The 22510-nt window shown below is 30.3% G+C and carries 23 protein-coding genes; 8 read left to right on the top strand and 15 right to left on the bottom strand.

Annotated elements, in window-relative coordinates; all coding sequences use genetic code 11:
- Positions 1-234: 234 nt before the first annotated feature.
- From ACW9UN_RS05860 to ACW9UN_RS05790, 15 genes are all read right to left on the bottom strand, one after another.
- Positions 235-798 carry a transposase gene (locus tag ACW9UN_RS05860; protein WP_459484774.1) on the bottom strand — a complete coding sequence of 188 codons (564 nt, stop codon included), beginning with the start codon at positions 796-798 and terminating at the stop codon, positions 235-237.
- Positions 799-850: 52 nt separating this feature from the next.
- Positions 851-1669, bottom strand: a complete 819-nt coding sequence (locus ACW9UN_RS05855; protein WP_459484772.1) for a purine-nucleoside phosphorylase — start codon at positions 1667-1669, stop codon at positions 851-853.
- A 5-nt stretch (positions 1670-1674) separates the two neighbouring features.
- Positions 1675-2280: a TIGR04282 family arsenosugar biosynthesis glycosyltransferase gene (locus ACW9UN_RS05850; protein WP_459484770.1), complete on the bottom strand. Its 606-nt coding sequence runs from the start codon at positions 2278-2280 to the stop codon at positions 1675-1677.
- A gap of 106 nt (positions 2281-2386) precedes the next feature.
- Positions 2387-2878, bottom strand: coding sequence for a rhodanese-like domain-containing protein (locus ACW9UN_RS05845; RefSeq protein ID WP_459484768.1), 492 nt, complete (start codon positions 2876-2878; stop codon positions 2387-2389).
- Positions 2879-2987: 109 nt separating this feature from the next.
- Positions 2988-3956 (bottom strand): arsenosugar biosynthesis arsenite methyltransferase ArsM, encoded by a 969-nt coding sequence (gene arsM / locus ACW9UN_RS05840; protein WP_459484767.1) that lies wholly within the window; start codon positions 3954-3956, stop codon positions 2988-2990.
- 110 nt (positions 3957-4066) lie between these two features.
- A complete protein-coding gene (gene arsS / locus ACW9UN_RS05835) occupies positions 4067-5119 on the bottom strand; it encodes an arsenosugar biosynthesis radical SAM (seleno)protein ArsS (RefSeq protein WP_459484766.1) in 1053 nt (350 codons plus the stop codon).
- 146 nt (positions 5120-5265) lie between these two features.
- Complete coding sequence (locus tag ACW9UN_RS05830) at positions 5266-5601, bottom strand: arsenosugar biosynthesis-associated peroxidase-like protein (RefSeq protein WP_459484764.1); 336 nt, start codon at positions 5599-5601, stop codon at positions 5266-5268.
- A 67-nt stretch (positions 5602-5668) separates the two neighbouring features.
- Positions 5669-6379 (bottom strand): DUF547 domain-containing protein, encoded by a 711-nt coding sequence (locus ACW9UN_RS05825; protein WP_459484761.1) that lies wholly within the window; start codon positions 6377-6379, stop codon positions 5669-5671.
- Positions 6380-6439: 60 nt separating this feature from the next.
- A complete protein-coding gene (locus ACW9UN_RS05820) occupies positions 6440-7141 on the bottom strand; it encodes a queuosine precursor transporter (protein ID WP_459484760.1) in 702 nt (233 codons plus the stop codon).
- A 238-nt stretch (positions 7142-7379) separates the two neighbouring features.
- Positions 7380-8111, bottom strand: a complete 732-nt coding sequence (locus ACW9UN_RS05815) for a metallophosphoesterase family protein (protein WP_459484759.1) — start codon at positions 8109-8111, stop codon at positions 7380-7382.
- A gap of 144 nt (positions 8112-8255) precedes the next feature.
- The gene (locus ACW9UN_RS05810; protein WP_459484758.1) at positions 8256-9470 is read right to left on the bottom strand and encodes a BamA/TamA family outer membrane protein; all 1215 of its coding nucleotides are present in this window, start codon (positions 9468-9470) and stop codon (positions 8256-8258) included.
- Positions 9471-9541: 71 nt separating this feature from the next.
- Positions 9542-10288: a hypothetical protein gene (locus ACW9UN_RS05805; protein WP_459484755.1), complete on the bottom strand. Its 747-nt coding sequence runs from the start codon at positions 10286-10288 to the stop codon at positions 9542-9544.
- A gap of 1 nt (position 10289) precedes the next feature.
- Positions 10290-11123, bottom strand: a complete 834-nt coding sequence (locus ACW9UN_RS05800; RefSeq protein WP_459484753.1) for a universal stress protein — start codon at positions 11121-11123, stop codon at positions 10290-10292.
- 70 nt (positions 11124-11193) lie between these two features.
- The gene (locus ACW9UN_RS05795; RefSeq protein WP_459484751.1) at positions 11194-12207 is read right to left on the bottom strand and encodes a glycoside hydrolase family 113; all 1014 of its coding nucleotides are present in this window, start codon (positions 12205-12207) and stop codon (positions 11194-11196) included.
- A gap of 26 nt (positions 12208-12233) precedes the next feature.
- Positions 12234-13169, bottom strand: a complete 936-nt coding sequence (locus tag ACW9UN_RS05790) for a transporter family protein (RefSeq protein ID WP_459484748.1) — start codon at positions 13167-13169, stop codon at positions 12234-12236.
- Positions 13170-13330: 161 nt separating this feature from the next.
- Here ACW9UN_RS05790 and ACW9UN_RS05785 point away from each other — a divergent pair, with 161 nt between their 5' ends.
- From ACW9UN_RS05785 to ACW9UN_RS05750, 8 genes are all read left to right on the top strand, one after another.
- Positions 13331-14680: an NAD(P)/FAD-dependent oxidoreductase gene (locus ACW9UN_RS05785; RefSeq protein ID WP_459484747.1), complete on the top strand. Its 1350-nt coding sequence runs from the start codon at positions 13331-13333 to the stop codon at positions 14678-14680.
- 100 nt (positions 14681-14780) lie between these two features.
- Positions 14781-16400 (top strand): 4Fe-4S binding protein, encoded by a 1620-nt coding sequence (locus ACW9UN_RS05780; RefSeq protein WP_459484745.1) that lies wholly within the window; start codon positions 14781-14783, stop codon positions 16398-16400.
- 102 nt (positions 16401-16502) lie between these two features.
- Positions 16503-16979, top strand: a complete 477-nt coding sequence (locus ACW9UN_RS05775; RefSeq protein ID WP_459484743.1) for a toxin-antitoxin system YwqK family antitoxin — start codon at positions 16503-16505, stop codon at positions 16977-16979.
- Positions 16979-17671 carry a glycosyltransferase family 2 protein gene (locus tag ACW9UN_RS05770; protein ID WP_459484740.1) on the top strand — a complete coding sequence of 231 codons (693 nt, stop codon included), beginning with the start codon at positions 16979-16981 and terminating at the stop codon, positions 17669-17671. The genes ACW9UN_RS05775 and ACW9UN_RS05770 overlap by 1 nt, the downstream gene beginning before the upstream one ends.
- Positions 17672-19162 carry a cellulose synthase family protein gene (locus ACW9UN_RS05765; protein WP_459484738.1) on the top strand — a complete coding sequence of 497 codons (1491 nt, stop codon included), beginning with the start codon at positions 17672-17674 and terminating at the stop codon, positions 19160-19162.
- Between the two features lie 2 nt (positions 19163-19164).
- Positions 19165-20577: an MptA/MptB family glycosyltransferase gene (locus ACW9UN_RS05760; RefSeq protein WP_459484736.1), complete on the top strand. Its 1413-nt coding sequence runs from the start codon at positions 19165-19167 to the stop codon at positions 20575-20577.
- 38 nt (positions 20578-20615) lie between these two features.
- Entirely contained in the window at positions 20616-21629 is a 1014-nt protein-coding gene (locus ACW9UN_RS05755) for a LacI family DNA-binding transcriptional regulator (protein ID WP_459484734.1), read from the top strand.
- 1 nt (position 21630) lies between these two features.
- Positions 21631-22443 carry an HAD family hydrolase gene (locus tag ACW9UN_RS05750; protein WP_459484732.1) on the top strand — a complete coding sequence of 271 codons (813 nt, stop codon included), beginning with the start codon at positions 21631-21633 and terminating at the stop codon, positions 22441-22443.
- Positions 22444-22510: the final 67 nt, after the last annotated feature.

Below are 22510 nucleotides of genomic sequence, written 5' to 3'. Positions count from 1 at the left end.
AAGGGTCTTATATTGGTTCATCCTAAAAATAATACTTTTTGAAAATTATATTCTTCAGATTTCTATAACCTCAACAATTTTAGCTAAAACTACTCGTAAGTGACTGAAAGACTACTTTTTATTGTAAAGTTGATGCGCCTGTTTGCTTTAGAATAAGTCTTTTAAATTTGTCTTTCTTATTTTATATTATATAGATCTTTCAGGTTTTTAAAACCTGAAGGATCTTATATTGGATCATTCTAATAATAATTGTTTATTCCTTTCATTAACCAATATTTTTCTATCGAAATGAGTTTCTACAAAATTTTTAACTCCATCAAATAACGCTAGTACTTCATCTCTTTTAATATTTGTCTTTTTTTGAGATATGATTAATTTATATGATGAATGTTTATACTTACTAAAGTCACTAGAAATTTGATGATGTTCTTGGTTAAGATGGATATAAAGAATAAGAGTCTTTAAATAATTTTCATCTGTAATTTTGATTCTTTTAAAAGGTTTTTCAAATAAGCTTCCTGTTCTTCCGTATTTTTTATTCATTGCTTTGGTATAGGCATTAAATAAATTTGAAAAATAACGAGAAGGGTTTTCGCAATTGTGATGAATTTTTAAAAGAATATGAAAATGATTTTTAAGAAGACAAAACGCATAAATATCTGAAATTGGTAAGAGATGTTTTTTAACCAAACTTAAGAAATAGCTGTAATTATCTTCATCAAAAAAGATATTATCAGCATTATTACCTCTATTATAAATATGGTAATAGTAATCTGATTCTACTTTTTCAATTTTCATAAACCTTATTTACAGACCCTTCAGGTTTTGAAAACCTGAAGGGTCTAATTTATTATAAAACCTGAATAACTCCCTTAAACAAAGCTATCATTTTTGGTTCAGCTTCACCAGCAACAGCAATGATTTCTGCAATATCTACAGGTTGTAAGTTTTTCGGATCGCATTCGTCTGTTAATACCGAAATTGCTGCACATGGTACATTCAGTTGTTTGGCAACAATTACTTCTGGCACTGTACTCATACCCACAGCATCCGTTTCTAAAATTTGCAACATTCTATATTCTGCTCTAGTTTCTAATTGAGGACCTAAAACACTTGCATAGACTCCATTATGCAAAACTATATTTTGTTCTTTGGCTATTGTTTTAATTTTAGTGTTGATTTTATCATCATAAGGCATTAACATATCAGCAAAAATATTACCAAAAGTATTTGCGCCTTTAAATCCTAATGGAGATTGACCTTGTAAGTTTATATGATCTTCTATCAACATTAAATCGCCTTTTTTGTAAGATAAATTAATGGCTCCTGCTGCATTAGAAATTAACAGATTTTTGATTCCTAAACCGTGCATTGTTCTAATTCCGTAAGTAACTTCCCAAGGTGTATATCCTTCGTATAAATGAAAACGACCAGCCATAACAATTACTTTTTTCCCAGACAACTCACCATAAATTAATTTACCTGAATGAAACTCTACAGTTGCCATAGGAAAATTAGGAATATCTTTATATGCAACTTCTATTTCTATAGAAATTTCATCAACTAATTTGCCTAATCCTGTGCCTAAAACAATCCCTATTTCTGGATTAGCTACCCCTTTTTGAGTTAAAAAAAGGATGGTTTCTTTTAATTGATTTTGTTTGGTCATGCTTTTTAATTTAAAAAATGTTGAAATGCAGGGTGATGTTCTATATCTTCAAAAAGATCTACATCATTTAATTCTTTTAACAAAAATACTTTTTTGTCTTGTAAATTGGCTAAAGTATCTTTTCTAACGGTTTCTGTTCCCCAATTTTTATTTAAAAATACTTGTGGATGCATTTTTTTCATCCCCAATAAATAATAACCACCATCTAAAGCAGGCCCAATAACAACATCATTTTTATCTAATTGATGGAATGCATTGTCGATATTTGTTGATGTTAAATCATACAAATCGCTACCAATAATAATGATTTTTTCATAGCCAGCCTCAAATCCGTTTTTAAAAGCATTGTGCATTCGTATGCCTAAATCATCTCCTTTTTGTTGGTGTTTTTGATAGCTGTTATTATCCCAAATATCATTTTTTCTGATTTTTACAGAATAATAAACGGCTTTATCTGCATTTACTTTTAAGGAAATATCTCTGGTTTTTTGTAATAAAAATTTATAGATTTCTAGAGCAGTTTCATCGCCAACAGTTTTTGCTAAACGTGTTTTTGCTTTCCCTAATTCTGGGTTTCTGGTAAATATTAATAGGAGGTTTTTCTTCTTCATAATTTTTGTCATTTCAAAATTAGTTGTGATTTGGCAACCTTTTGACTAAAATGAGATTTCTCCATAAAGTCGAAATGACATTTGATTTATAATTTTCGACAAACAACTAATACACTTTCTTTCCTTTTTTTAGCCATTTACTCCATTCCTTATTAAAGGTGTGTATGTTTTCAGTGGGTTTACCTAAGGTGTCTATTACTTTAAAATTGGCGTTTTTCCATTCAAAAATACCTCCATATAAATTATAGACGTTGGTGTAACCCGCTTTTATGAGTTTGTAAGCAACAGTTTCTGAACGGATTCCTAATGAGCAATAGACTACTATTTTTGCATTTTTATCTTTGGGTAATTTGTTTATTATTTTTTTTAGATTAAAATTATCATAGCCCACGTAAATAGCATCTTTAAGGTGGCTAACTTGGTATTCTTTTTCTTCTCTAGCATCTAATAAAATAGCGTTGGTTTTTGGTAAAGCTAAGGTTTCCACAGACATATATGGAACGTTTCTTTTGTTCCATTTATGGAGTAGTTTGTCTAACTTTTTTTGTCCAAAAGTTGCTGAGCTGATTATTAAAAAAAGGATGAGTATTTTTTTCATTTTTAAATATTTCAAAGTGTCATTTCAATCTTGTAGAGAAATCTTAAATATTAGATGAGATTTTTCGACTCCATTTCATTACGCTCAAAATGACAAACTAATAACTAATCTAGCAACATCCACCACCATCATAATGATAGGTACTTTCTGAAATAAAAATATCGTCTCTACCCAAAGCAGCTAAAGCTCCTGCAGTTTTATCGCAAATGGCTAAGGGTTGATTTTTAAGTAAAACATGACCAGCATTGTCATCAAAATAATCTTCATCACCAAAATAAATAGCAGCTTTTCCTGTAAAAATACAAGGGCCGTCTGCTGGCATTGGGTCTTTTATGGCAGCAACTTCTATAGACTCTATATAAATCAATTCGTCTGTTGGATAGTTCTTAGGGTCTAAGATTCTATATGGTTTTCTTGCTCTGATTTCTATAGTTCCAAAACCAGCATCTGTAAGGGCTTTTACATAATCTGCTATTGACAAACTACCGCTTAAACACAAAGCACGCAATCGTTCGTCATTACGCAATTCATCATTCATTTCTTGCTCGCAAGTTGGGTCGCTCATTACCAATTTACCATGAGGTTTTAACACTCTGTACATTTCTGCAATGGCTTTCTTTAAATCGTCTGACTTAAAAATGTTGAACAAACAATTTTGAGCAGCAACATCTATGGAATTGTCTTCAACAGGTAAATCCATAGCATCGCCTTTGCGTAAATCTACAAACTCACTTTTAAACCACTCGTTTTGTTCTTCTGCAATTGTAAAGTTTTTTCGAGAAGCCTCTAACATTTCATCAACAACATCTAGTCCGATAACTCCACCTTTATTTCTGTTAAAGTAGGCGAATTGTAACAACTCCATTCCACCACCAACACCCACATACAACATTTTAGGATTGTTGGTTAAATCGCGCGCATGCACAGTAGAACCACAACCGTAATTCATTTCTTGCATTATTCTAGGAATCTTAAGACCTGGTAATTCCCAAATAGGATTTGTAGTACAGCACAACCCAACATCTGGTGTTAAGGCTGCCTCTTTGTATACATCTTTTGTAGTTTCTAAATAACTCATTTATTGTTTGTTTTTTTACTATCCTGCAAGGTTTCATAAACCTTTAAGGTATATTTTATTTAAAACTGACAAGGAATCCTCATTCTTCGGAAATACCTTGCAAGAGATTGTTAGGCTACAGTTCCTTGGCAGCTACTACCTGCACCTGCTGTGCAACCATAACAATGTTGATTGATAATGATATTTCTGTTTTGCAACAATTCTTCATTATACTCGGCAATATGTTTTACTTTAGCGTTGACTTTTAAATTTAACATTTGATTAAAGTCACAATCGTACAACCATCCATCCCAACTTACAGAAAGGGTATTTGTACACATTACATTTTCTACTGCAGCTGGATTGTAAGCATCAACCAAAGCAAACATATAATCTTCGTAATTTTCTGATGCAATTAAATAATCTAAAAAACGACTGATAGGTAAATTTGTGATGGCAAACAAACTATTAAAATTGATATTAAAATCCGCCTTTAGCGCTTTTTTAAAATCACGTTCCAAGCCCATTTGATCTCCAGGTAAAAAGGCTCCTGAAGGATTATACACCAAATCTAATTTTAAATCAGAATTTGGCATTCCATAACCAACCGCATTTAGTTCTTGTAAGGCTTTAATTGATTTATCAAAAACTCCATCACCTCTTTGTTTGTCGGTTTTTCCACGTGTCCAATGAGGCATAGAAGAAACGACATGAACGTTGTGTTTTTTAAAAAACTCTGGTAAATCGTAATATTTTTTATTGGCTCTAATAATGGTTAAATTAGAACGTACAATAAAATCTTTAATTCCTGCTTTTGAAGCTTCTTCTACAAACCATCTAAAATTAGGATTCATTTCTGGAGCGCCACCAGTTAAATCTAACGTATGTGCACCCGTATTTTTAATTACATCCAAACATTGCTGCATGGTTTCAATAGTCATAATTTCTTTTCTGTCTGGACCTGCATCTACATGGCAATGCTCGCAAACTTGATTGCACATATAGCCCAAATTAATTTGAAGAATTTCTAATTTTTTAGGACGTAATGGAAACTGATTGGTTTCTTTTATTTTAGTGGCAAATGTGGGCAATTCTCCATCAGCAAAAATTCCGTTTGAAAGAATTTCTAATTGACGAGAAGTGTTTGCAATGTCGTTATTTCTTGCTTTTAAAGATTTCTTCATTTAATTACGAATGTAGAATTATGAATTACGAATTGAGTTTTTCAACTCATAATTCGTAATTAAAAATTTATTTAATAAGATCCTTCGTAAACTCAGGATAAGCGATTCACACAATTTTTGTTTTTTTGCAAAAATTGGTTCTCTGCTTACATCTCCAACTTATTCACCTTGTTCATCATTTGTACGCCATGCACCAAAGTTGCACCACTTTTTATGGCTGCACCCACGTGAATGGCTTCCATCATTTCTTCTTTGGTGATACCTCTTTGCAAACCATCTTTTGTATATGCATCTATACAATATGGGCATTGTTCTGTGTGCGCTACAGCCAAAGCAATTAAAGATTTTTCGCGAGCAGAAAGTGCTCCTTCTTCAAAAACTTTTCCATAATAATCGAAAAACTTGTTACCAAGTTCTACACTCCATTCTGTTATTTTACCGAATTTTCTTAAATCGGCTGCATCATAATATGATTTTGACATATAATATTTTTTAAAAAGGATTAAAGATACAAATTGTTTCAAAAACTTATCCGCAAAAATAGCAAGTCTATTTTTCGTTTAAAGCCCAATTGTATGTTAAATAATTAATCTTAGCATTGGCTTTAATTTCTACCTCAGAATATTGATTTAAATAATCGATTAACGATCCGTTTTTGGTAAAATCTTCTTTAAACCAATCGAAAATAGATGATATTTGAATTTTCTTTTTTGATAATTTATTTCTAGAAACATCATTTACAAAATCTTTCATTAATTGTGTTAATTCTGTTTCTACATTTTCTTCTGTAAATGCCTTATTTCCTAATTTAGGACAAGAACCCGAAGCACAATTTACACCCACATGAATTTTAGGATCGAAGATTTTTTTACGTAAAATTTGATGCTCTATAAAATCTAACGTATAGGTTTTACCCCCTACTTTAGCAAAAGGAATTTTCCAAGCTGTTTTGCCATCTTTTTTAATATCCATAATAGATTTTAAAGGATAATGCTCTAAAATTAATTTGATTGTATAGGCGTTATACGCGTTAATCCAAAATGCTTTTTGTTTGTTGATTGACCAAGAATTTTTTGGTGTAGTTTTTTCTAAATAAGAAAGATAACTATCTAATTTTAATTCATCTGCTTTAAAAGATTTGTAGTCTACAATTCCATTATCAGAAACGTGAGTTTGTAATAATTTGTTGAATATTGATGACTGTGCATTTACTTGGATGAACGTAAAAATTACGATAACGAATGCAATTGGTTTTTTCATTTTTGTTTATTTCTAATTTTTTAGACGAGAAATTATTTCACAGATTACAAAAAAATATTATCAATCTAAAATTTCTTCATTCACCTTTAACTTAAATCGCTTTCTAAAAGCGTAAACTGCTAAATATAGCAAGGGTGTATCTAAAGCTGCTATCATCACTTTAAATAGCACACCACTTATAAAAAGACCTAAAAAATTGTTCCAATCTATAATTTTGAATGAACACAATAAAACTAAAACAGTTAGGGTGTCTACAATTTGAGAAGAAAATGTAGAAAAATTATTTCGCAACCATAGGTGCTTTCCTTTTGTGAGCTGTTTCCAAAAATGATAAATTTTAATGTCTATAAATTGAGCAAATAAATATGCTAACATAGAAGCTAAAACCGCTAAAGGAGCTGCGCCAAAAACATTTGTAAAAATACCGTTGTTAATTGGAGACCATGGTGTTGCTGGCACTTCTTTAGAAGCGTAAATGATTAATAAAGAAAAAAAGGAGGCAAATATACCAGCAATAACAACCTCATTTGCTTTGCGTTTTCCGTAAATTTCTGATAAAATATCTGTAATTAAAAATGTAATGGGATAGGGGAGTAAGCCCACAGAAACTTCAAATAATTTTGTATCAAAAATTTCGATATCAAAAGGATACCAATAAAAAAATTTTTGAAATATTAAGTTAGAAGTTACCAAAGAAGCTATAAAAAGGGCTGCAAGAATTAGGTAAATTCTGTTGGCAAGTAATTTGTCTTTTAAACTCATACAACGAATTTACAAATTTTTAGTTTGTATGCATTTAGGGATGCTTTTATCTTGTGAGTTTTAAATAAAAAAAACTGCCCCAAGAGGCAGTTTAGATGGTTATAAAGCGTCCCCCAACACTAGTATTAACCCGTGTTAAATGTACATCAAAAAAAAATAGAAACCTTCTGTTTTTAATTAGTCTTACTTATATTAAGTATAAATTTTTATTTATGTATTGCTAAATAATTATAAGAATTTATTTGTTTCTACCTTTTTCATTCGGATATAATTTAGGTAAGATATCACTTTGAAAAAAAGCCTTGGTATCAATATTCATTGCTGTTACTTTTCCTTTAAAAGCGGCTCCAGTATCTACATTCCAAACATTCATTCTATTCATTGGTTCCACTTCTCCATAATTTGTTGTGGGGGTATGACCTATATAAATTTCTTTGTAGTGTTTTAATCTTTTTGGATATGTGTTGTGATTCAAGTCAATTTTTGAGTCCATTACCAGAGCCATTTCCCAGAGTGTTCTATCTGTGCAAAATTTATGCGAATAGGTTTCTTTTTCAACGCCATGCATCGAAGTAAAACCTGCATGTAAAAACAGTCGGTTTTCATCATCTAAATAATACATTTGCATAGAATCAAAGAAGTTTAGGTGTTGCTTTTTATCATCATTAGAAAAATCTGCATAACTTTCTATAGTTTCTTTGCCTCCATGCATAAACCATGAAGGATTTACATCATTGCTATCTTTTAGCCAGTTTTGGCACCAAACATCATGGTTTCCTTTTATAAAAACACAATCTATTTTTTTTGATAAATCTATTAAAAAGGCGATGACTTGTGCAGATTCGCTCCAGCCATCTACATAATCGCCCATAAAAATAAGTGTATCATCGTCTTTAATTTCAATTTTGTTTAGTACTTGAAGTAAGGCTTTTAAACCTCCGTGAATATCGCCAATTGCAAAAGTTCTCATCACTATATTGTTTTGTACAAAACTAACTATTCTTAACTTTTTAAATGATTAAAAAAAGTTATTATAATATTAAATGAAAGAAAATGCAATTGCAGATAAGTTTATTTTTAAAAAAACGAGTTGATTTTTTGATTAAAAATTCTTTTAGAAATACTGACCAATTCCGAATACAAAACCACCTTTAGAATTGGCTTTTGTATTTAAAATACTAAAACCATAATCAACTCTAAAAGTGGCATTGTATATTTTTTTGCTGATAAAACGTAGGCCAAAACCGGAGTAAATTCGGATATTATCTTCTTGAACAAAATCATTTAATTGGCCACCTGGGTTTCTCCACGACCCAAAATCTGAAAAAACATTAGTTTGTATAGCTATACCAGCTTTATCGTAAATTGTATGCCTGTATTCTGAGTTCAAAACTATGGTTCCTGTACCTCTATCTACCAAAATTCCTACACCTCTTAAATTGATGTTATTATCTAAAGCAAATGGTGCAAATGGTGAATTTTCGTTAGCTGATAGTCCAAAACGTAATCTGTTTGCCCAGTTGCCATTTTCTCTAATTCTTTTAAAGTAAAAGAAATCGTTCCAAAAAATATAAAAATCGTTTTGAAAATTGTTTTTAGTAATTACATATTGTGCGTATAAAATACTTTTAAAACCACTTACATATTGATAATTATACTCTAAATTATTATAACTATACACCAATTTTAGTAAGGCTTTATTTAAACTTAAAGTTTTGGGAACAGATGAGTTGGTAAAATCGATATTACCCGACAAAAATTGATATTTTTCTTTAAACAAGTTTACACCAAAATTAATTGTATTTTTAAGATTGATTTGATATAAACCCAAAGCCTCAAAAGAAATATTATTGTACAAGTAGTTTGCAGATACCTCATTAAAATATAAAGGCTCTTCACTTTTCCAGTTTTGATGATTTACAGCCAAACCCCATTTTTTAGAAAATAAGTTTGGCGCTCTAAAATTAATAGCATACGTATCAAAACCGTTAAACTGATAGAAACCACCAAGGGTGATATTATTTCCTAAAAAATTATAATCATACAGACCTAATTTATAGGAAAATACATTGTTAGTGGTTGTCCATAAATTTATTTCTGGAATAATGGTATGATGCTCTTTAACATAAATAAAAATATTGTAATTGTTTTTATGAGAATGATAAACTTGGTAATGTGCATGGCTAATTGCTGGCAATCGTTTTAAGAGAATGATGTCATTTTTTAACGTTATAGAGTCTAAAGGTTGGTCTACTCTTGTAATTAATAATGATTTGATGAGTGATACTTTGGTTTTGTTAGCACCTTTTATAGTAATTGAATTTACCATTCTCTTTTGAGAGAAAACTAGGGTGGTTATGCCAATAAAACATAGTATAAATAGGTGTTTCTTAAGCTTCATTATTGTGCTACAAATGACTTTTGTATCACCAAATTTACCCAATTATCTTCACTTATAGCCATTAACGTAAAATTATACGTATCATCTAAAACTAAATCTGCTGGTGTTTCAGTATTGATATTTAAAACCACGTTAGAGGTGTCGTAATATTTAAAATTGGTTTCATTTGTATATGTTCCAGACATAAAAACATCATCTTTATCTAAAATTACTTGAAAATAAATATCATTGTCTGTTCTACCAAAATCAGACCATGTAAAAATAGGTTGTAGGCTTTCAGAATTATCAATAGTTACCTCATCTTGCCAAGTAGTTGCATTTGTAGCATTTTTTAAACGAATGGGATTAGAAATGTGCAATTTCCCTTCTAAAATATAGGTAACAATACTCCAACTTTCTTCGGAGCTCGAACGAGAAAATCGTTGTAATTTTCCGCCAAAAACATCTTCAGGAGTAGCAATGTATTTACGATAATTAGAAAAATCATTTTCATCTGCAATAGTTAAACTATCTGCTTCATAATAGCGAATATCGGTTGCACCCTCTTCTGGATAATAAAAAATATAGGTTAAACTTGCATTCTCATCTGCACTTGCTGCACATGCAATTACATTTCCTAGTTCTTTGCTAGAAACGGTTTCAATGTATTCTTGTAAATTTCTAGGTGTAGTAATATCGTTATCTTCTGAGCAAGAAAAACATAAAATTAAAACGGTTAGTAGAAATAGATGTATCTTTTTTATCATCTTATAATTTAAACGTCATAATTGGTAAGGCTGCATGATTTGAAAGATCTTCTGAGATACTGCCTTCAAAAATATGCGAAATTCCTTTTCTACCATGCGTTATGGTTACAATTAAATCGGCACCTGCTACATTGGCAAAATTTAGTATTCCTTTTTCAATAGATCTTGCACAAACAAAATTAACATTTATCAAACGATCTATATTACCATCTACTTTTGTTAAAAAATTATTCGCCATGGTTTCCATTTCTGGAGTGGTTTTAAAATTTTCGTTCGGTAAATTTACGTACAGAATATGTTTTTTAGCTTGTAAAAAATCTAAGGTTTGTAAACTATTTTTAAATGCTGGTACAGACTCGTCAGAGAAATCTGTAGCCATAACAATATTATTAAAACTAATGTCTTTAATTTCATTTTTTACAACAAGCACGGGTATACTAGCATATCTGATAACCTTTTCTGTATTAGAGCCCACAAAAAACTCTTTTAAACCAGAAACACCATGAGATCCCATAATAATTAAATCTGCATTAACCTCTTTAGCTACTTTATTAACTTCGCTAAATACTTTGTAGTGTTTAATGATAGGTACAACATGTACACCTTTCAAAAAATCTTGCGTTAAAAACTTTTTAAATTTCTTTTCTGCTAATTTTAAGAAAAACACTCCTTTTTCTTGTTTTACATTCGGGTTTTCTGAGATCGAAAACTCCTGCATATCTAACATATGCAGCGCATAAAGAGTCATATTGTATTTTTTTGCAAATAACGCAGCAACTTTTAGTGCATATTCAGAGTGCTTTGAGAAATCGACAGGAACTATAATTTTTTTCATGTTGTATTTTTATTACTATGTTTCAAATTTAACATCATTGCGTGTAACAAAAAAGGACTTTCGTCATGTTTTACTCGTAAATTGTATGACCATATAATTTTGTTAGTCTTTTTTGGGCGGGTTTATTTTGGGGTGTAAATCTATTATTATTAATACCTCCTACCTCATTATGTTTGTGAAACCATTTCCATATAAAACCACCTGCAAACCATTTTTCATTCCAAAATTGGTTGTGAATTGCTTGCAAACCATTTACCTGCGCGTCTAAATTTACGTTACCTTTTTGTCTTTTAGATTCCCAAGGTTTTTTACCTGCATAATCAACACTTCTGTAACCATATTCTGTGAATAATACGGGTTTTTGAAATTTAGTTTGCACTTGTATAATTTCATTTTTGTGAGGTTTCCAACCGTTTTCAAAATCTGCAACTGTTGGTGTTTTCTTATCACTTAATGGAAAATAGGCATCTATTCCTATAAAATCTAACTGATTCCAAAAAGGGACTCTTTTAAATTCATCCCAATTTGCAGCATAAGTTAATTTTCCTTGATATACTTTTCTAATTTTTGCAATTAAGTTATTCCAATATTTTGGCCTGTGCATCACAAACTTTTCTAATTCTGTACCAATACATAAAATTTCTGCATTAATATCTTGAGCAGCTTTGGCGTAGGTTATAATAAATGAAGTGTACGAATCTTCTAAAATCTTCCAATTTTCTTCAGAATCCATAATGATATCACCCGTAAAATAACCTTTCCAAACCCAAATTTGAGGTTTCACCATAATTTTAATATGATGTTTTTTAAACTCACTTGCATACTGTTTTAAACCAGCTTTAGTTTCGCCAAACCATTGTTTTTTTGTGTTGTGTATAATTTGGGGAGATGACAAGTTTTTAATGAAACCAAAAGGCATCAATGCAACTGTGTTACTTTGTGCCTTTATTACTGGGTTTGTGTGGGTTTCGTTAATTTTAATACCTGATGCTACAAAACTAACACCATTATATTTTTTAACTTGACTATTGGCTGAAACTTGTATCAGATAAAGACCTAAAACTAAGAGATATTTTATTTTCATAAATATCTTAAAAATAGGGCTTTTTTCTAAAATAACACTCTTAAACCAATGTTAAAACTTTCTCCTAATCCTGTATTGGTTCCTCTAACAAATTTACTGTATAAAACTTCTAAGTTTAATGCATCAGTTAACTGATATTTACCACCAAACCCCAAAGCTGTAAAATCTTGTGTAAAATCTCCAAATCTATTGGTGTGCTGCACAAAACCTAACACTGTAGATTTATCTGAAGGAAAATAACTTAAAAACAAACCAGGATTTACAATAAATGTATTGGTGGCAAAACTTCCTGCTGAGGTTGTTTTTCTGCCCAATCTATCAAAGGTTGCTACTTCTTTATCTCCAAAAAAATATTGTGTATTAATTTCAGAGAATAATTGCCAGTTTCCGTTAGGAAATGTGTAGTCGTAAAAAAGTCTGTTTTGAAAATTCCAGGCTGCTTCATCTAAAAAAACACCATCAACAGTTTCTCTTTTTACCAAAGGAATATGTATAGAAGATTGTACAGAAAATTTGCCAACACTTTCTATGGGCTGCCATTTTATAGACGGCGCTATTGATGTTATTGCTTTTCTTGAAAAATCATCTGTACCTAAGTTAAACACATCAAACGCACCTTTTCCGCCAATTGTATTTGAACGAACCTCTATAATAACCCCTAAATTGAATCTTCTACTATCTGTAACACCTGTAAAAATTTCTAAGGTTGATGTTAAATAATTTTCTCTTGGTTTATCTGCTTCAACACCATCAAAAGTAGCCTTAGTTTCTGTGTATAAGTTGTTAAAGAGTTTAATGTCCCATTGTCCTTTTTTTAATAAAATTGATGGAGTATAGGTTTGTATATTACTTCTTTGTATTGCACTTGATTCAGTGTCTGTATCACCTTTTTGTTGTGCAAAAGCATTAAAATTAATTGATAAGGCCAATAGTAGTAAAAATTTAAAATATCTTTTATTCATTTTAGTTGATTTTTAATTATCAGAATTTATTACAACCTCAGTCTTTATGGTTTCTAATTACTTACACCTTTGTGTTTTTATTTATATCAATTCTAAATTACTGTCCGTTTTTAAGTTCTTAACTTTAGCATCGACATAAACCAAGAACTAATTAATTAACCATGCAACATATTGTTATTATAGGAAATGGAATTTCTGGAGTTACAGCTGCTAGGCATATCAGAAAAAATTCTGATAGTAAAATAACCCTTATATCTGCAGAAACAAAGTACTTCTTTTCTAGAACTGCACTCATGTATATTTATATGGGGCATATGAAATTTGAACATACACAACCTTATGAGAATTGGTTTTGGGATAAAAATAAAATCGATTTAAAAGAGGGATATGTTTCTAAAGTAAATACAGTACAAAAATCTTTAGAGTTTAAAGATGGTTCTTCTCTTTCTTACGATAAACTAATTATTGCAACTGGTTCTAAACCGAATAAATTTGGTTGGCCTGGTCAAGATTTAGATGGTGTTTTGGGCATGTATCATAAACAAGATTTAGAGAATTTAGAGCAATTTGCACCTGATAATAAAGTTTGTAAAAGAGCTGTAATTGTTGGTGGTGGATTAATAGGCATTGAATTGGCAGAAATGCTAAGAAGCAGAAAAATACCTGTTACTTTTTTAGTTCGTGAATCCAGTTTTTGGAACGGAGTTTTGCCTGCTCAAGAATCTGAAATGATTAACAAACACATTACTGAACATCATATAGATTTGCGTTTAAGCACCAATTTAAAAGAAATAAAAGCGGATGAAAATGGCAAAGTTAAATCGATAATTATCGAAGAAACTGGAGAAGAAATTCCTTGTAATGTTGTTGGTTTAACTGCTGGTGTAACTCCGAATATCGATTTTTTAAAAGGCTCAGGTATTGAAACCAAAAAAGGTGTTTTAGTCAATCGTTTTTTAGAAACGAATATTGCTGATGTTTATGCCATTGGAGATTGTGCAGAACAAAGAGAAGCTATTGGACAACGCAGAAATATTGAGGCAGTTTGGTATACAGGTAGAATGATGGGAGAAACTTTGGCACAAACAATTTGCAACAAAAAAACAGCATACAAACCAGGAAATTGGTTTAATTCAGCCAAGTTTTTAGACATTGAATACCAAACTTATGGTTGGGTTTTTAGTGAAAGAAATAAGCAAGAAAACGAAGCTTATTTTCAATGGAAACATCCAAAAGAAAATATTTGCATTACCATTTCTTTTGATAAAAATAGTCATAAATTTTTGGGAATAAATACTTTCGGAATTCGAATGCGACACGAAATTTTTGATCGTTGGCTAAATGAAAATCAAACTATAGAGCACGTATTAGAATTTTTAAGAGATGCAAATTTTGATCCTGAATTTTATACGTTATATGAGGCAGAAATTGTTGATAAATTCAATAAAGAACATCAAACAAACATCAAAATAAGAAAGAAAAGTTGGAAACGAATTTTCTCAAAAGCGTAATCCTGTTTCTACAAGGTTTCAAAAACCTGGTAGACCTAAGTATAAATAAGTAACAAATACCTACAAGGTTTTGAAAACCTTGCAGGAAATCTCAAAATAAATGAATATTATAAAGCAATTTGGTTTAATCATTTTCTTAATAGGATTATCGATTTTTACAGCATCTATTTTTACAGGAAATTTTTCGCTTACTCAACAAGAATTAGATACTTATATTTCTGAAAAAGGCTATAAAAGTGAAATTATAAAACAAGAACTATCCAAAGCAATTGTAGATAAAAAATTAAATATTTTTGAATTTTCCACAGAAGCTAGAAATGCTTTTGAAGCCTCAAATAATCATTACGATGCATTGATTGCTAAATATAGTAAAGAAAAAAACTGGGCAAAAAAGGGAGAACAATATCAATACAAAATTTTTGGAAAACCCCACACTTTAAGCTACGAAATTGCTAAAAAAGCAGGTAGTGGTTTAGTAAAAGAAAATGCAGGCTTATTTTGGTTTTTAACTTTTGGTTTGGGAATAATTGGTGCTTTGTTATTTATACTTCCAAATTTGATTCTTTTAGGAAAACCAGGTATTAAAAATGACGGAATTTATTTAGAATCTGCAACAAACAGAGGTTGGATTGCTTGGTTGGTTTTGGTGTATTTGGTTGTATTTTATTTGGTTCTTTATTTTAGACCAGATTATGTGGTAAACTGGACATTTATTTTAGACCCAATTAGTAAAGCATTAAATGGTGGTGAGGCTTCTCAATGGTTTGTTTACGGATTTTTGTATTGTACAATTATGCTAGTAATGGGGGTTAGAATGTACATAAAATACAGACATAATAAATATCAAATTATAAGAACAACATCTGTATTGTTTTTTCAAATTGTGTTTGCTTTTTTAATTCCAGAAATTATGACCAGCTTGAATATGCCAGGCTATGATTTTAAAAATGCGTTTCCTTTAGATTATGATTTTTTCTTTGAATGGAATTTAAAAAGTTTAACCGAAAGTGGTGGAATAGGTGTTTTTATTCTAGTTTGGGGAATCGTTTTAACCTTAGTAATTGTGCCTGTTATGGTGTATTTCTTTGGTAAAAGATGGTACTGTTCTTGGGTTTGTGGTTGTGGAGGTTTAGCAGAAACTTTAGGAGATCCTTACAGACAACATTCTAACAAAAGTTTAAATGCCTGGAAACTGGAAAGATGGTTAATTCACACTGTTCTTCTATTTTCTTTGGTGATGACATTAGTAACTTTATATTGTTATTTTTCAGGGACTTCTTCTTTTCTGGGGATAAAATCGCAATGGATAAAAGATACTTACAGTTTTTTAATTGGAGCTTGGTTTGCAGGTGTAATTGGTACTGGTTTCTACCCTATTTTTGGAAACAGAGTTTGGTGTAGATTTGGTTGTCCTTTGGCTGCCTATTTAGGTTTAGTACAACGTTTTAAATCGCGTTTTAGAATTACTACTAATGGCGGACAATGCATTTCTTGTGGAAACTGTTCTACCTATTGTGAGCAAGGAATTGATGTAAGAGCTTATGCACAAAAAGGCGAAAACATTGTACGTTCTAGTTGTGTAGGTTGTGGAATTTGTTCTGCTGTTTGTCCAAGAGGAGTATTAAAATTAGAAAATGGCCCTGAAGATGGTAGAATAAATCCTACTGAAATATTATTGGGTAATGATGTCGATTTAATGAATCTTATCAATAAAAAATAAACAGCTACTTAATTTTTAAAAATCATTTACTTCAAATACAAAAAGGCTTTAATTTCAATTATCGGCTTAATACTTTGTAGTTTTTGTGAAACCTATTATAACATGAAAAATATACTTACTTGTTGTTTTTTACTTTTTTCAATGATGATTTTATCGCAAAAAACGTATCAAAAAACATATTTTAAAAATGGAAATCTAAAACAAGAAGGCTGGATTTTAAATGAAAAAAAAGTTGATTATTGGAAGTTTTATTACAAAAATAGTAACATAAGAGAAGAAGGTCGATATAAAAATGGAAAAAAAGTAAAATATTGGTACTTTTACAACGTGAACTCAATTCCTGAAAAAGAAGGACATTTTAAAATGGGTTTGCAAAGTGATTGGTGGCTGTTTTATGATAAAGCAGGAAACATAAATCACAAATGCCAACTTAAAAACAATAAAAAAAACGGATACTGTTTGATTTACAAAAAAAATAAACTCATAAAAGCCTCTAAATTTAAAGCAGGTAAGAAATTAAAAGAATGGACAGATTTTTCATCTTTCAGAAAAGAGAATAATCTAAACGATTTAAGATAATGCAACCTATTATAAAAGTCATTATCCCTGCTTATAATGAGCAAGATTCTATTGGTAATGTAATACAAGACATTCCTAATATTGTTGATGAAGTTATCGTGATCAGCAATAACTCTACTGATGATACAGAACTTAATGCCAAAAATGCGGGTGCAACTGTGTTATCAGAAGAAAGAAAAGGATATGGTAATGCTTGTTTAAAAGGGATGAAATACATCAGCAAACAAGAAAAAAAACCAGATATTATTGTTTTTTTAGATGGTGATTATTCTGATTACCCAGAGCAATTAACAGAAATTATTAAGCCTATAATTAAAGATGATATTGATTTTGTTGTTGGTGCAAGAGTTAAAAAATTAAGAGAAGATGGTGCTATGACACCTCAACAAGTATTTGGCAATTGGCTAGCTACTTTTTTAATGAAACTTTTTTTTGGGGCAAAATTCTCTGATTTAGGTCCTTTTAGAGCCATAAAATACGATAAACTTTTGGCTTTAGAAATGGAAGATAAAACGTATGGTTGGACAGTAGAAATGCAACTAAAAGTTTTAAAACAAAAAATGAGCTATCAAGAAATTCCTGTAAAATATAGAAATAGAATAGGTGTTTCTAAAGTTTCAGGTACTGTAAAAGGTACTATATTTGCAGGAGTAAAGATTCTTGGTTGGATTTTTAAATATAGTTTTAAATAAATGGTTTTAGAGTACATCATTATTATTGTATATACAATTTGTTTGCTACTTATTTTTATGTACGCATTGGCACAATTGAACCTTTTATTCAACTATTTACGTTATAAAAATAAACAAGACAACTCCATAAAATTCAACTTTAACAATCCTAAAGAAATACCTTTTGTTACCATTCAACTGCCTGTTTATAACGAGTTGTATGTAATGAAACGTTTGCTTAAAAACATCGCAAAATTAGACTATCCTTTAGATAAATTAGAAATTCAAGTTTTAGATGATTCTACTGATGAGTCTGTAGAAATGACTGCAAAACACGTAAAAATCATTCAAGAAAAAGGAATCGATATTCAACACATTCGTAGAAGTAACAGAAAAGGTTTTAAAGCGGGGGCATTAAAAGAAGGCTTAAAAACGGCAAAAGGTGAATTTATTGCCATTTTTGATGCCGATTTTTTACCAAAAAAAGACTGGTTACACCAAACAATACCTTATTTTAAAGACGATAACATTGGTGTGGTACAAACTAGATGGAGCCATATCAACAGAAACTATTCTACCTTAACTCGTATTCAGGCATTTATGTTAGATGCCCATTTTACCTTAGAACAAGTGGGTAGAAATAGCAAAGGTCATTTTATAAATTTTAACGGCACAGCTGGTGTTTGGCGCAAAGAATGTATTTACGATGCTGGTAATTGGCAAGGAGATACGCTAACAGAAGATATTGATTTAAGTTATAGAGCACAGCTAAAAAACTGGAAATTTAAGTATTTAGAACATGTTGAAACCCCTGCTGAATTGCCCGTAATTATCAGCGCTGCAAGATCGCAACAATTTAGATGGAATAAAGGTGGTGCAGAAAATTTTCAAAAAATGGTACGCAAAATTATTACCAGTAAAACCGTTTCTTTGAAAACAAAAATTCACTGTGTGCTACATTTGCTAAACAGCTCTATGTTTACCTGTATCTTTTTAGTTGCAGTGCTAAGCATACCAATGCTTTACATTAAAAATGAGTATGCACACTTAAAAAATTATTTTTATGTGATGAGCTTTTTTGTGATGAGTTCTATCATCTTTTTTATCTGTTATTGGCACATGTATAAAAGTATTTATGGCGGTGGTTTTGTAAAATTTATAAAATATATTGGCGCATTTTTTACATTTTTCTCAGTAGCAATGGGCTTTTCTTTACACAACACCATTGCAGTTCTAGAAGGGCATTTTGGTAAAAAAAGTGAATTTGTACGTACACCAAAATTTAATATTAAAACCCTAAAAGATGGGTGGAAAAACAATAAATACATTAAAAAGAAACCTTCTGTACACGTAATTTTAGAAGGTTTATTAGCATGCTATTTTGTTTTTGGTATGTACAGTGCATCTATAGTTGGTAACCAAGGAGGTGATTATGGGTTGTTTCCTTTTCATTTGATGCTTTTTATAGGTTTTGCGTATGTTTTTTTTAAATCTATTTTTTCTAAAGCATAACCATGTCTTTTTTAAAAAAACAGCAACAACTGGTTTTAGTTTTTGTTAGCATCGTACTCTATTTTTTATTCGCGTATTTTTTAGAAAGAACTTCCTTTTATCAACTCTGTTTTTTATGGTTTACACTTTTTGGATGTTTTTATATATTGATGAAAAACAATCAAATTTCATTCGCAAATTTAGTTGGTATTTCTATTATTTTTAGGTTGGTTTTTTTATTTGCAATCCCTAATCTATCGCAAGATTTTTATCGATTTATTTGGGATGGTAGAATGATTTTTGAAGGCTTAAATCCCTATTTATCATTACCAGAAACCTTTATACAACAAAACAATTATCCTGTAGCTCAAGCAAAAGAATTGTATGCAGGTATGGGTGAATTGAATGGCAGCCACTATACCAATTATCCGCCTTTAAATCAACTTTGTTTTTTAATAGCAGCATTTTTTTCTAGTAAAAATATTGTTGGTGCTGCAATTGTTTTAAGGTTGATTATCATTTTAGCAGATATTGGTATTTTATACTTTGGTAAACGTCTTTTGGAGCGTTTACATTTACCAATCAAGAGTATATTTTGGTACATCTTAAATCCGTTTATCATTATAGAAATGACAGGGAATTTACATTTTGAGCCAGTAATGTTGTTCTTTTTAATATTTGGGATGTACAAGTTGCATCAACAAAAATGGATTTTGGCTGCACTATTAATAGCCTGTTCTGTGTCTGTAAAATTGATTCCTTTGTTGTTTTTACCACTATTTTTTCAGTGGTTTGTTAAAAACGCTTCTACTAAAATCGCAAACAACATAAAATGGTTTAGGGTTAAACTACAACCGAAAAACTTGTTAAAGCTTTTAGCTTTTTACACAATTGTTGTAACTACTGTGGTTGTATTATTCTTGCCTTTTTATTCATCAACCTTAATTGAAAACTATGCAAACTCTGTAGGTTTATGGTTTAGAAATTTTGAATTTAATGCTAGCTTTTATTATCTTTTTAGAGAAATAGGTTACTTGTTTAGAGGCTATAATGAAATTGCTATCATTGGTAAAATTACACCAGTATTAACCATTTTATGCGTAATCATTTTAACGTTTTTTAGAAAAAACAGCTCAATGGTTCAGTTATTTACAGCTATGTTGTTTGGTTTATGTTTTTACTATTTTACCACCACTACCATGCATCCTTGGTATTTAGCGACACCTATAATTTTATCGGTTTTTACTCAGTATAAATTTCCAATTGTGTGGAGTTTGGTTGTTATTTTAAGTTATCAAGCTTACTCAAATACTCCTTGGCAAGAAAACTTGTGGTTTGTAAGTTTAGAATATTTAGTTGTATACCTGTACCTTATTTACGAAATTACTAAAAACAGTAAAAAAAAATTTATAATTAATAATTTATTAAATTGCTAGTGCCATTAATTTTATATATTAGTGGCTAATTTTTTTGTATGAAAAAACTAACCATTAAAGACATTGCTAAACAGTTTAACGTGTCTATCTCTACAGTTTCTAAAGCGCTGAACGACAGCTACGAAATTAGTGAGGCTACTAAAAACAAAATTCAAAAATATGCCAAAGAGCATAATTATAAACCCAATTTTAATGCCCTAAGTTTAAAAAATAGAAGTACAAAAACAATAGGTGTAATTATGCCTACAATGCTCAATTATTTCTTTGCACAGGTATTTAAAGGAATAGAAAAAACAGCATTAGAACAAGGTTACAAAGTAATTACTTGTATATCCAATCAATCTCACGAAAAAGAAGTAGAAATTATTGAAATGTTGTCTAATGGCAGCATAGATGGTTTTCTGTTATCAATGGCTAAAGAAACAGAACTAAATAATCAATTTGATCATTTTAAAGAATCTATAGAAAACGGAACACCTGTTGTGATGTTTGATAGAGTTGCTCAATCGATTGCGTGCGATAAAGTTGTAACAGATAATATTAGCTCAGCATCAAATACAGTTGAGTATTTATATAAAAAAGGGCATAAGAAAATTGCTTTTGTATCTACTATGAGTAATTTGCATATAGGCAAACAACGATTTTTAGGATACAAAAAAGGTTTAGAAAAAGTAGGGCTTAAGTTTGATGAGAACTTGGTTTTAAATATCATCGAAAAAGATTACAAGAAATATAAAAATGTACTAAAACCTTTTATTAATTCTACAGAAATTGATGCTGTAATTGCTACAGGAGAATCTGTTGCCGTGTCTACAATGAAAGCCGTTAAAAAGAGCGGTAAAAAAATACCAAAAGATGTTTCTGTAATTGCATTTTCTAACGGTATTTTATCTAGACACTCAAGCCCAAAAATGACAACTATTAGTCAGCATGGAGAACAAATTGGAACAAAAGCTACTCAGATTTTGATTGATAAACTCAAAAATAAAAATACAGATATTGTAACTGAAGTAATTAAAACAGATTTAGTAATAAGAGATTCTACAAGATAAAATGATTGATTTTTCAAAAATAAAACTTGTCGTTTCTGATATGGATGGCACTTTATTAAATACTAAAGGTGAGGTAAGTAACGATTTTTTTAACCTTTTTACACAATTACAACAACATAATATTACATTTTGTGCTGCTAGTGGAAGACAACATAATAGCATTGTTGCTAAATTAGATAGTATTAAAAACGATATTTATGTGATTGCCGAAAATGGTGGTGTTGCCAAAAAAGGCACTAACGTTTTGCTTTCAAATTTTTTATCAGCTGAAAAAGTAATCCATTTAATTCCGGTTTTACGAAAAATTGAAGGCACAAATATGGTTTTATGTTGTGATGACGCAGCGTATATAGAAAGTACAGACCAGCGTTTTATACAATTATTTCAAGAATATTATCATAGTTTTAAACAGGTTGACGATTTGATGACAATTGCCAAAACTGTGCCTGTATTTAAAATTGCTGTATATCATTTTGACTCTTCCGAACACTATATTTATCCTGTTGTAAAAGATTTAAATGATGGCATATTACTAAAAATATCCGGCATCAATTGGTTAGATATTTCTGATAAAAAGGCCAACAAAGGCAATGCTTTAAAAGAAGTACAACAACTTTTAAATGTTACTAAAGAAGAAACCTTAGTTTTTGGAGATTATCATAATGATATAGAAATGATGGAAGAAGCTGGGTTGAGTTTTGCAATGGGTAATGCTCATAAAGATATCAAAGCAATTGCAAAATTTACAACTAAAAGTAATAACAATTTTGGTGTAGAAACTATTTTAAAGCAATTGATTGCTTCTAAAAATTAATAATCATTTGTACTTGTTGTGATTACTACGTAGACAAAAACGACATGCATTACTGCTAACTAAATTG

Source organism: Polaribacter litoreus (assembly GCF_054584775.1).
This window is presented reverse-complemented; position numbering and strand designations above follow the sequence as displayed.

Coding starts and splice junctions, on each gene's coding strand:
- ACW9UN_RS05860 (WP_459484774.1), bottom strand. CDS start 798: ATGAAAATTGAAAAAGTAGAATCAGATTACTATTACCATATTTATAAT.
- ACW9UN_RS05855 (WP_459484772.1), bottom strand. CDS start 1,669: ATGACCAAACAAAATCAATTAAAAGAAACCATCCTTTTTTTAACTCAA.
- ACW9UN_RS05850 (WP_459484770.1), bottom strand. CDS start 2,280: ATGAAGAAGAAAAACCTCCTATTAATATTTACCAGAAACCCAGAATTA.
- ACW9UN_RS05845 (WP_459484768.1), bottom strand. CDS start 2,878: ATGAAAAAAATACTCATCCTTTTTTTAATAATCAGCTCAGCAACTTTT.
- arsM (WP_459484767.1), bottom strand. CDS start 3,956: ATGAGTTATTTAGAAACTACAAAAGATGTATACAAAGAGGCAGCCTTA.
- arsS (WP_459484766.1), bottom strand. CDS start 5,119: ATGAAGAAATCTTTAAAAGCAAGAAATAACGACATTGCAAACACTTCT.
- ACW9UN_RS05830 (WP_459484764.1), bottom strand. CDS start 5,601: ATGTCAAAATCATATTATGATGCAGCCGATTTAAGAAAATTCGGTAAA.
- ACW9UN_RS05825 (WP_459484761.1), bottom strand. CDS start 6,379: ATGAAAAAACCAATTGCATTCGTTATCGTAATTTTTACGTTCATCCAA.
- ACW9UN_RS05820 (WP_459484760.1), bottom strand. CDS start 7,141: ATGAGTTTAAAAGACAAATTACTTGCCAACAGAATTTACCTAATTCTT.
- ACW9UN_RS05815 (WP_459484759.1), bottom strand. CDS start 8,111: ATGAGAACTTTTGCAATTGGCGATATTCACGGAGGTTTAAAAGCCTTA.
- ACW9UN_RS05810 (WP_459484758.1), bottom strand. CDS start 9,470: ATGGTAAATTCAATTACTATAAAAGGTGCTAACAAAACCAAAGTATCA.
- ACW9UN_RS05805 (WP_459484755.1), bottom strand. CDS start 10,288: ATGATAAAAAAGATACATCTATTTCTACTAACCGTTTTAATTTTATGT.
- ACW9UN_RS05800 (WP_459484753.1), bottom strand. CDS start 11,123: ATGAAAAAAATTATAGTTCCTGTCGATTTCTCAAAGCACTCTGAATAT.
- ACW9UN_RS05795 (WP_459484751.1), bottom strand. CDS start 12,207: ATGAAAATAAAATATCTCTTAGTTTTAGGTCTTTATCTGATACAAGTT.
- ACW9UN_RS05790 (WP_459484748.1), bottom strand. CDS start 13,169: ATGAATAAAAGATATTTTAAATTTTTACTACTATTGGCCTTATCAATT.
- ACW9UN_RS05785 (WP_459484747.1), top strand. CDS start 13,331: ATGCAACATATTGTTATTATAGGAAATGGAATTTCTGGAGTTACAGCT.
- ACW9UN_RS05780 (WP_459484745.1), top strand. CDS start 14,781: ATGAATATTATAAAGCAATTTGGTTTAATCATTTTCTTAATAGGATTA.
- ACW9UN_RS05775 (WP_459484743.1), top strand. CDS start 16,503: ATGAAAAATATACTTACTTGTTGTTTTTTACTTTTTTCAATGATGATT.
- ACW9UN_RS05770 (WP_459484740.1), top strand. CDS start 16,979: ATGCAACCTATTATAAAAGTCATTATCCCTGCTTATAATGAGCAAGAT.
- ACW9UN_RS05765 (WP_459484738.1), top strand. CDS start 17,672: ATGGTTTTAGAGTACATCATTATTATTGTATATACAATTTGTTTGCTA.
- ACW9UN_RS05760 (WP_459484736.1), top strand. CDS start 19,165: ATGTCTTTTTTAAAAAAACAGCAACAACTGGTTTTAGTTTTTGTTAGC.
- ACW9UN_RS05755 (WP_459484734.1), top strand. CDS start 20,616: ATGAAAAAACTAACCATTAAAGACATTGCTAAACAGTTTAACGTGTCT.
- ACW9UN_RS05750 (WP_459484732.1), top strand. CDS start 21,631: ATGATTGATTTTTCAAAAATAAAACTTGTCGTTTCTGATATGGATGGC.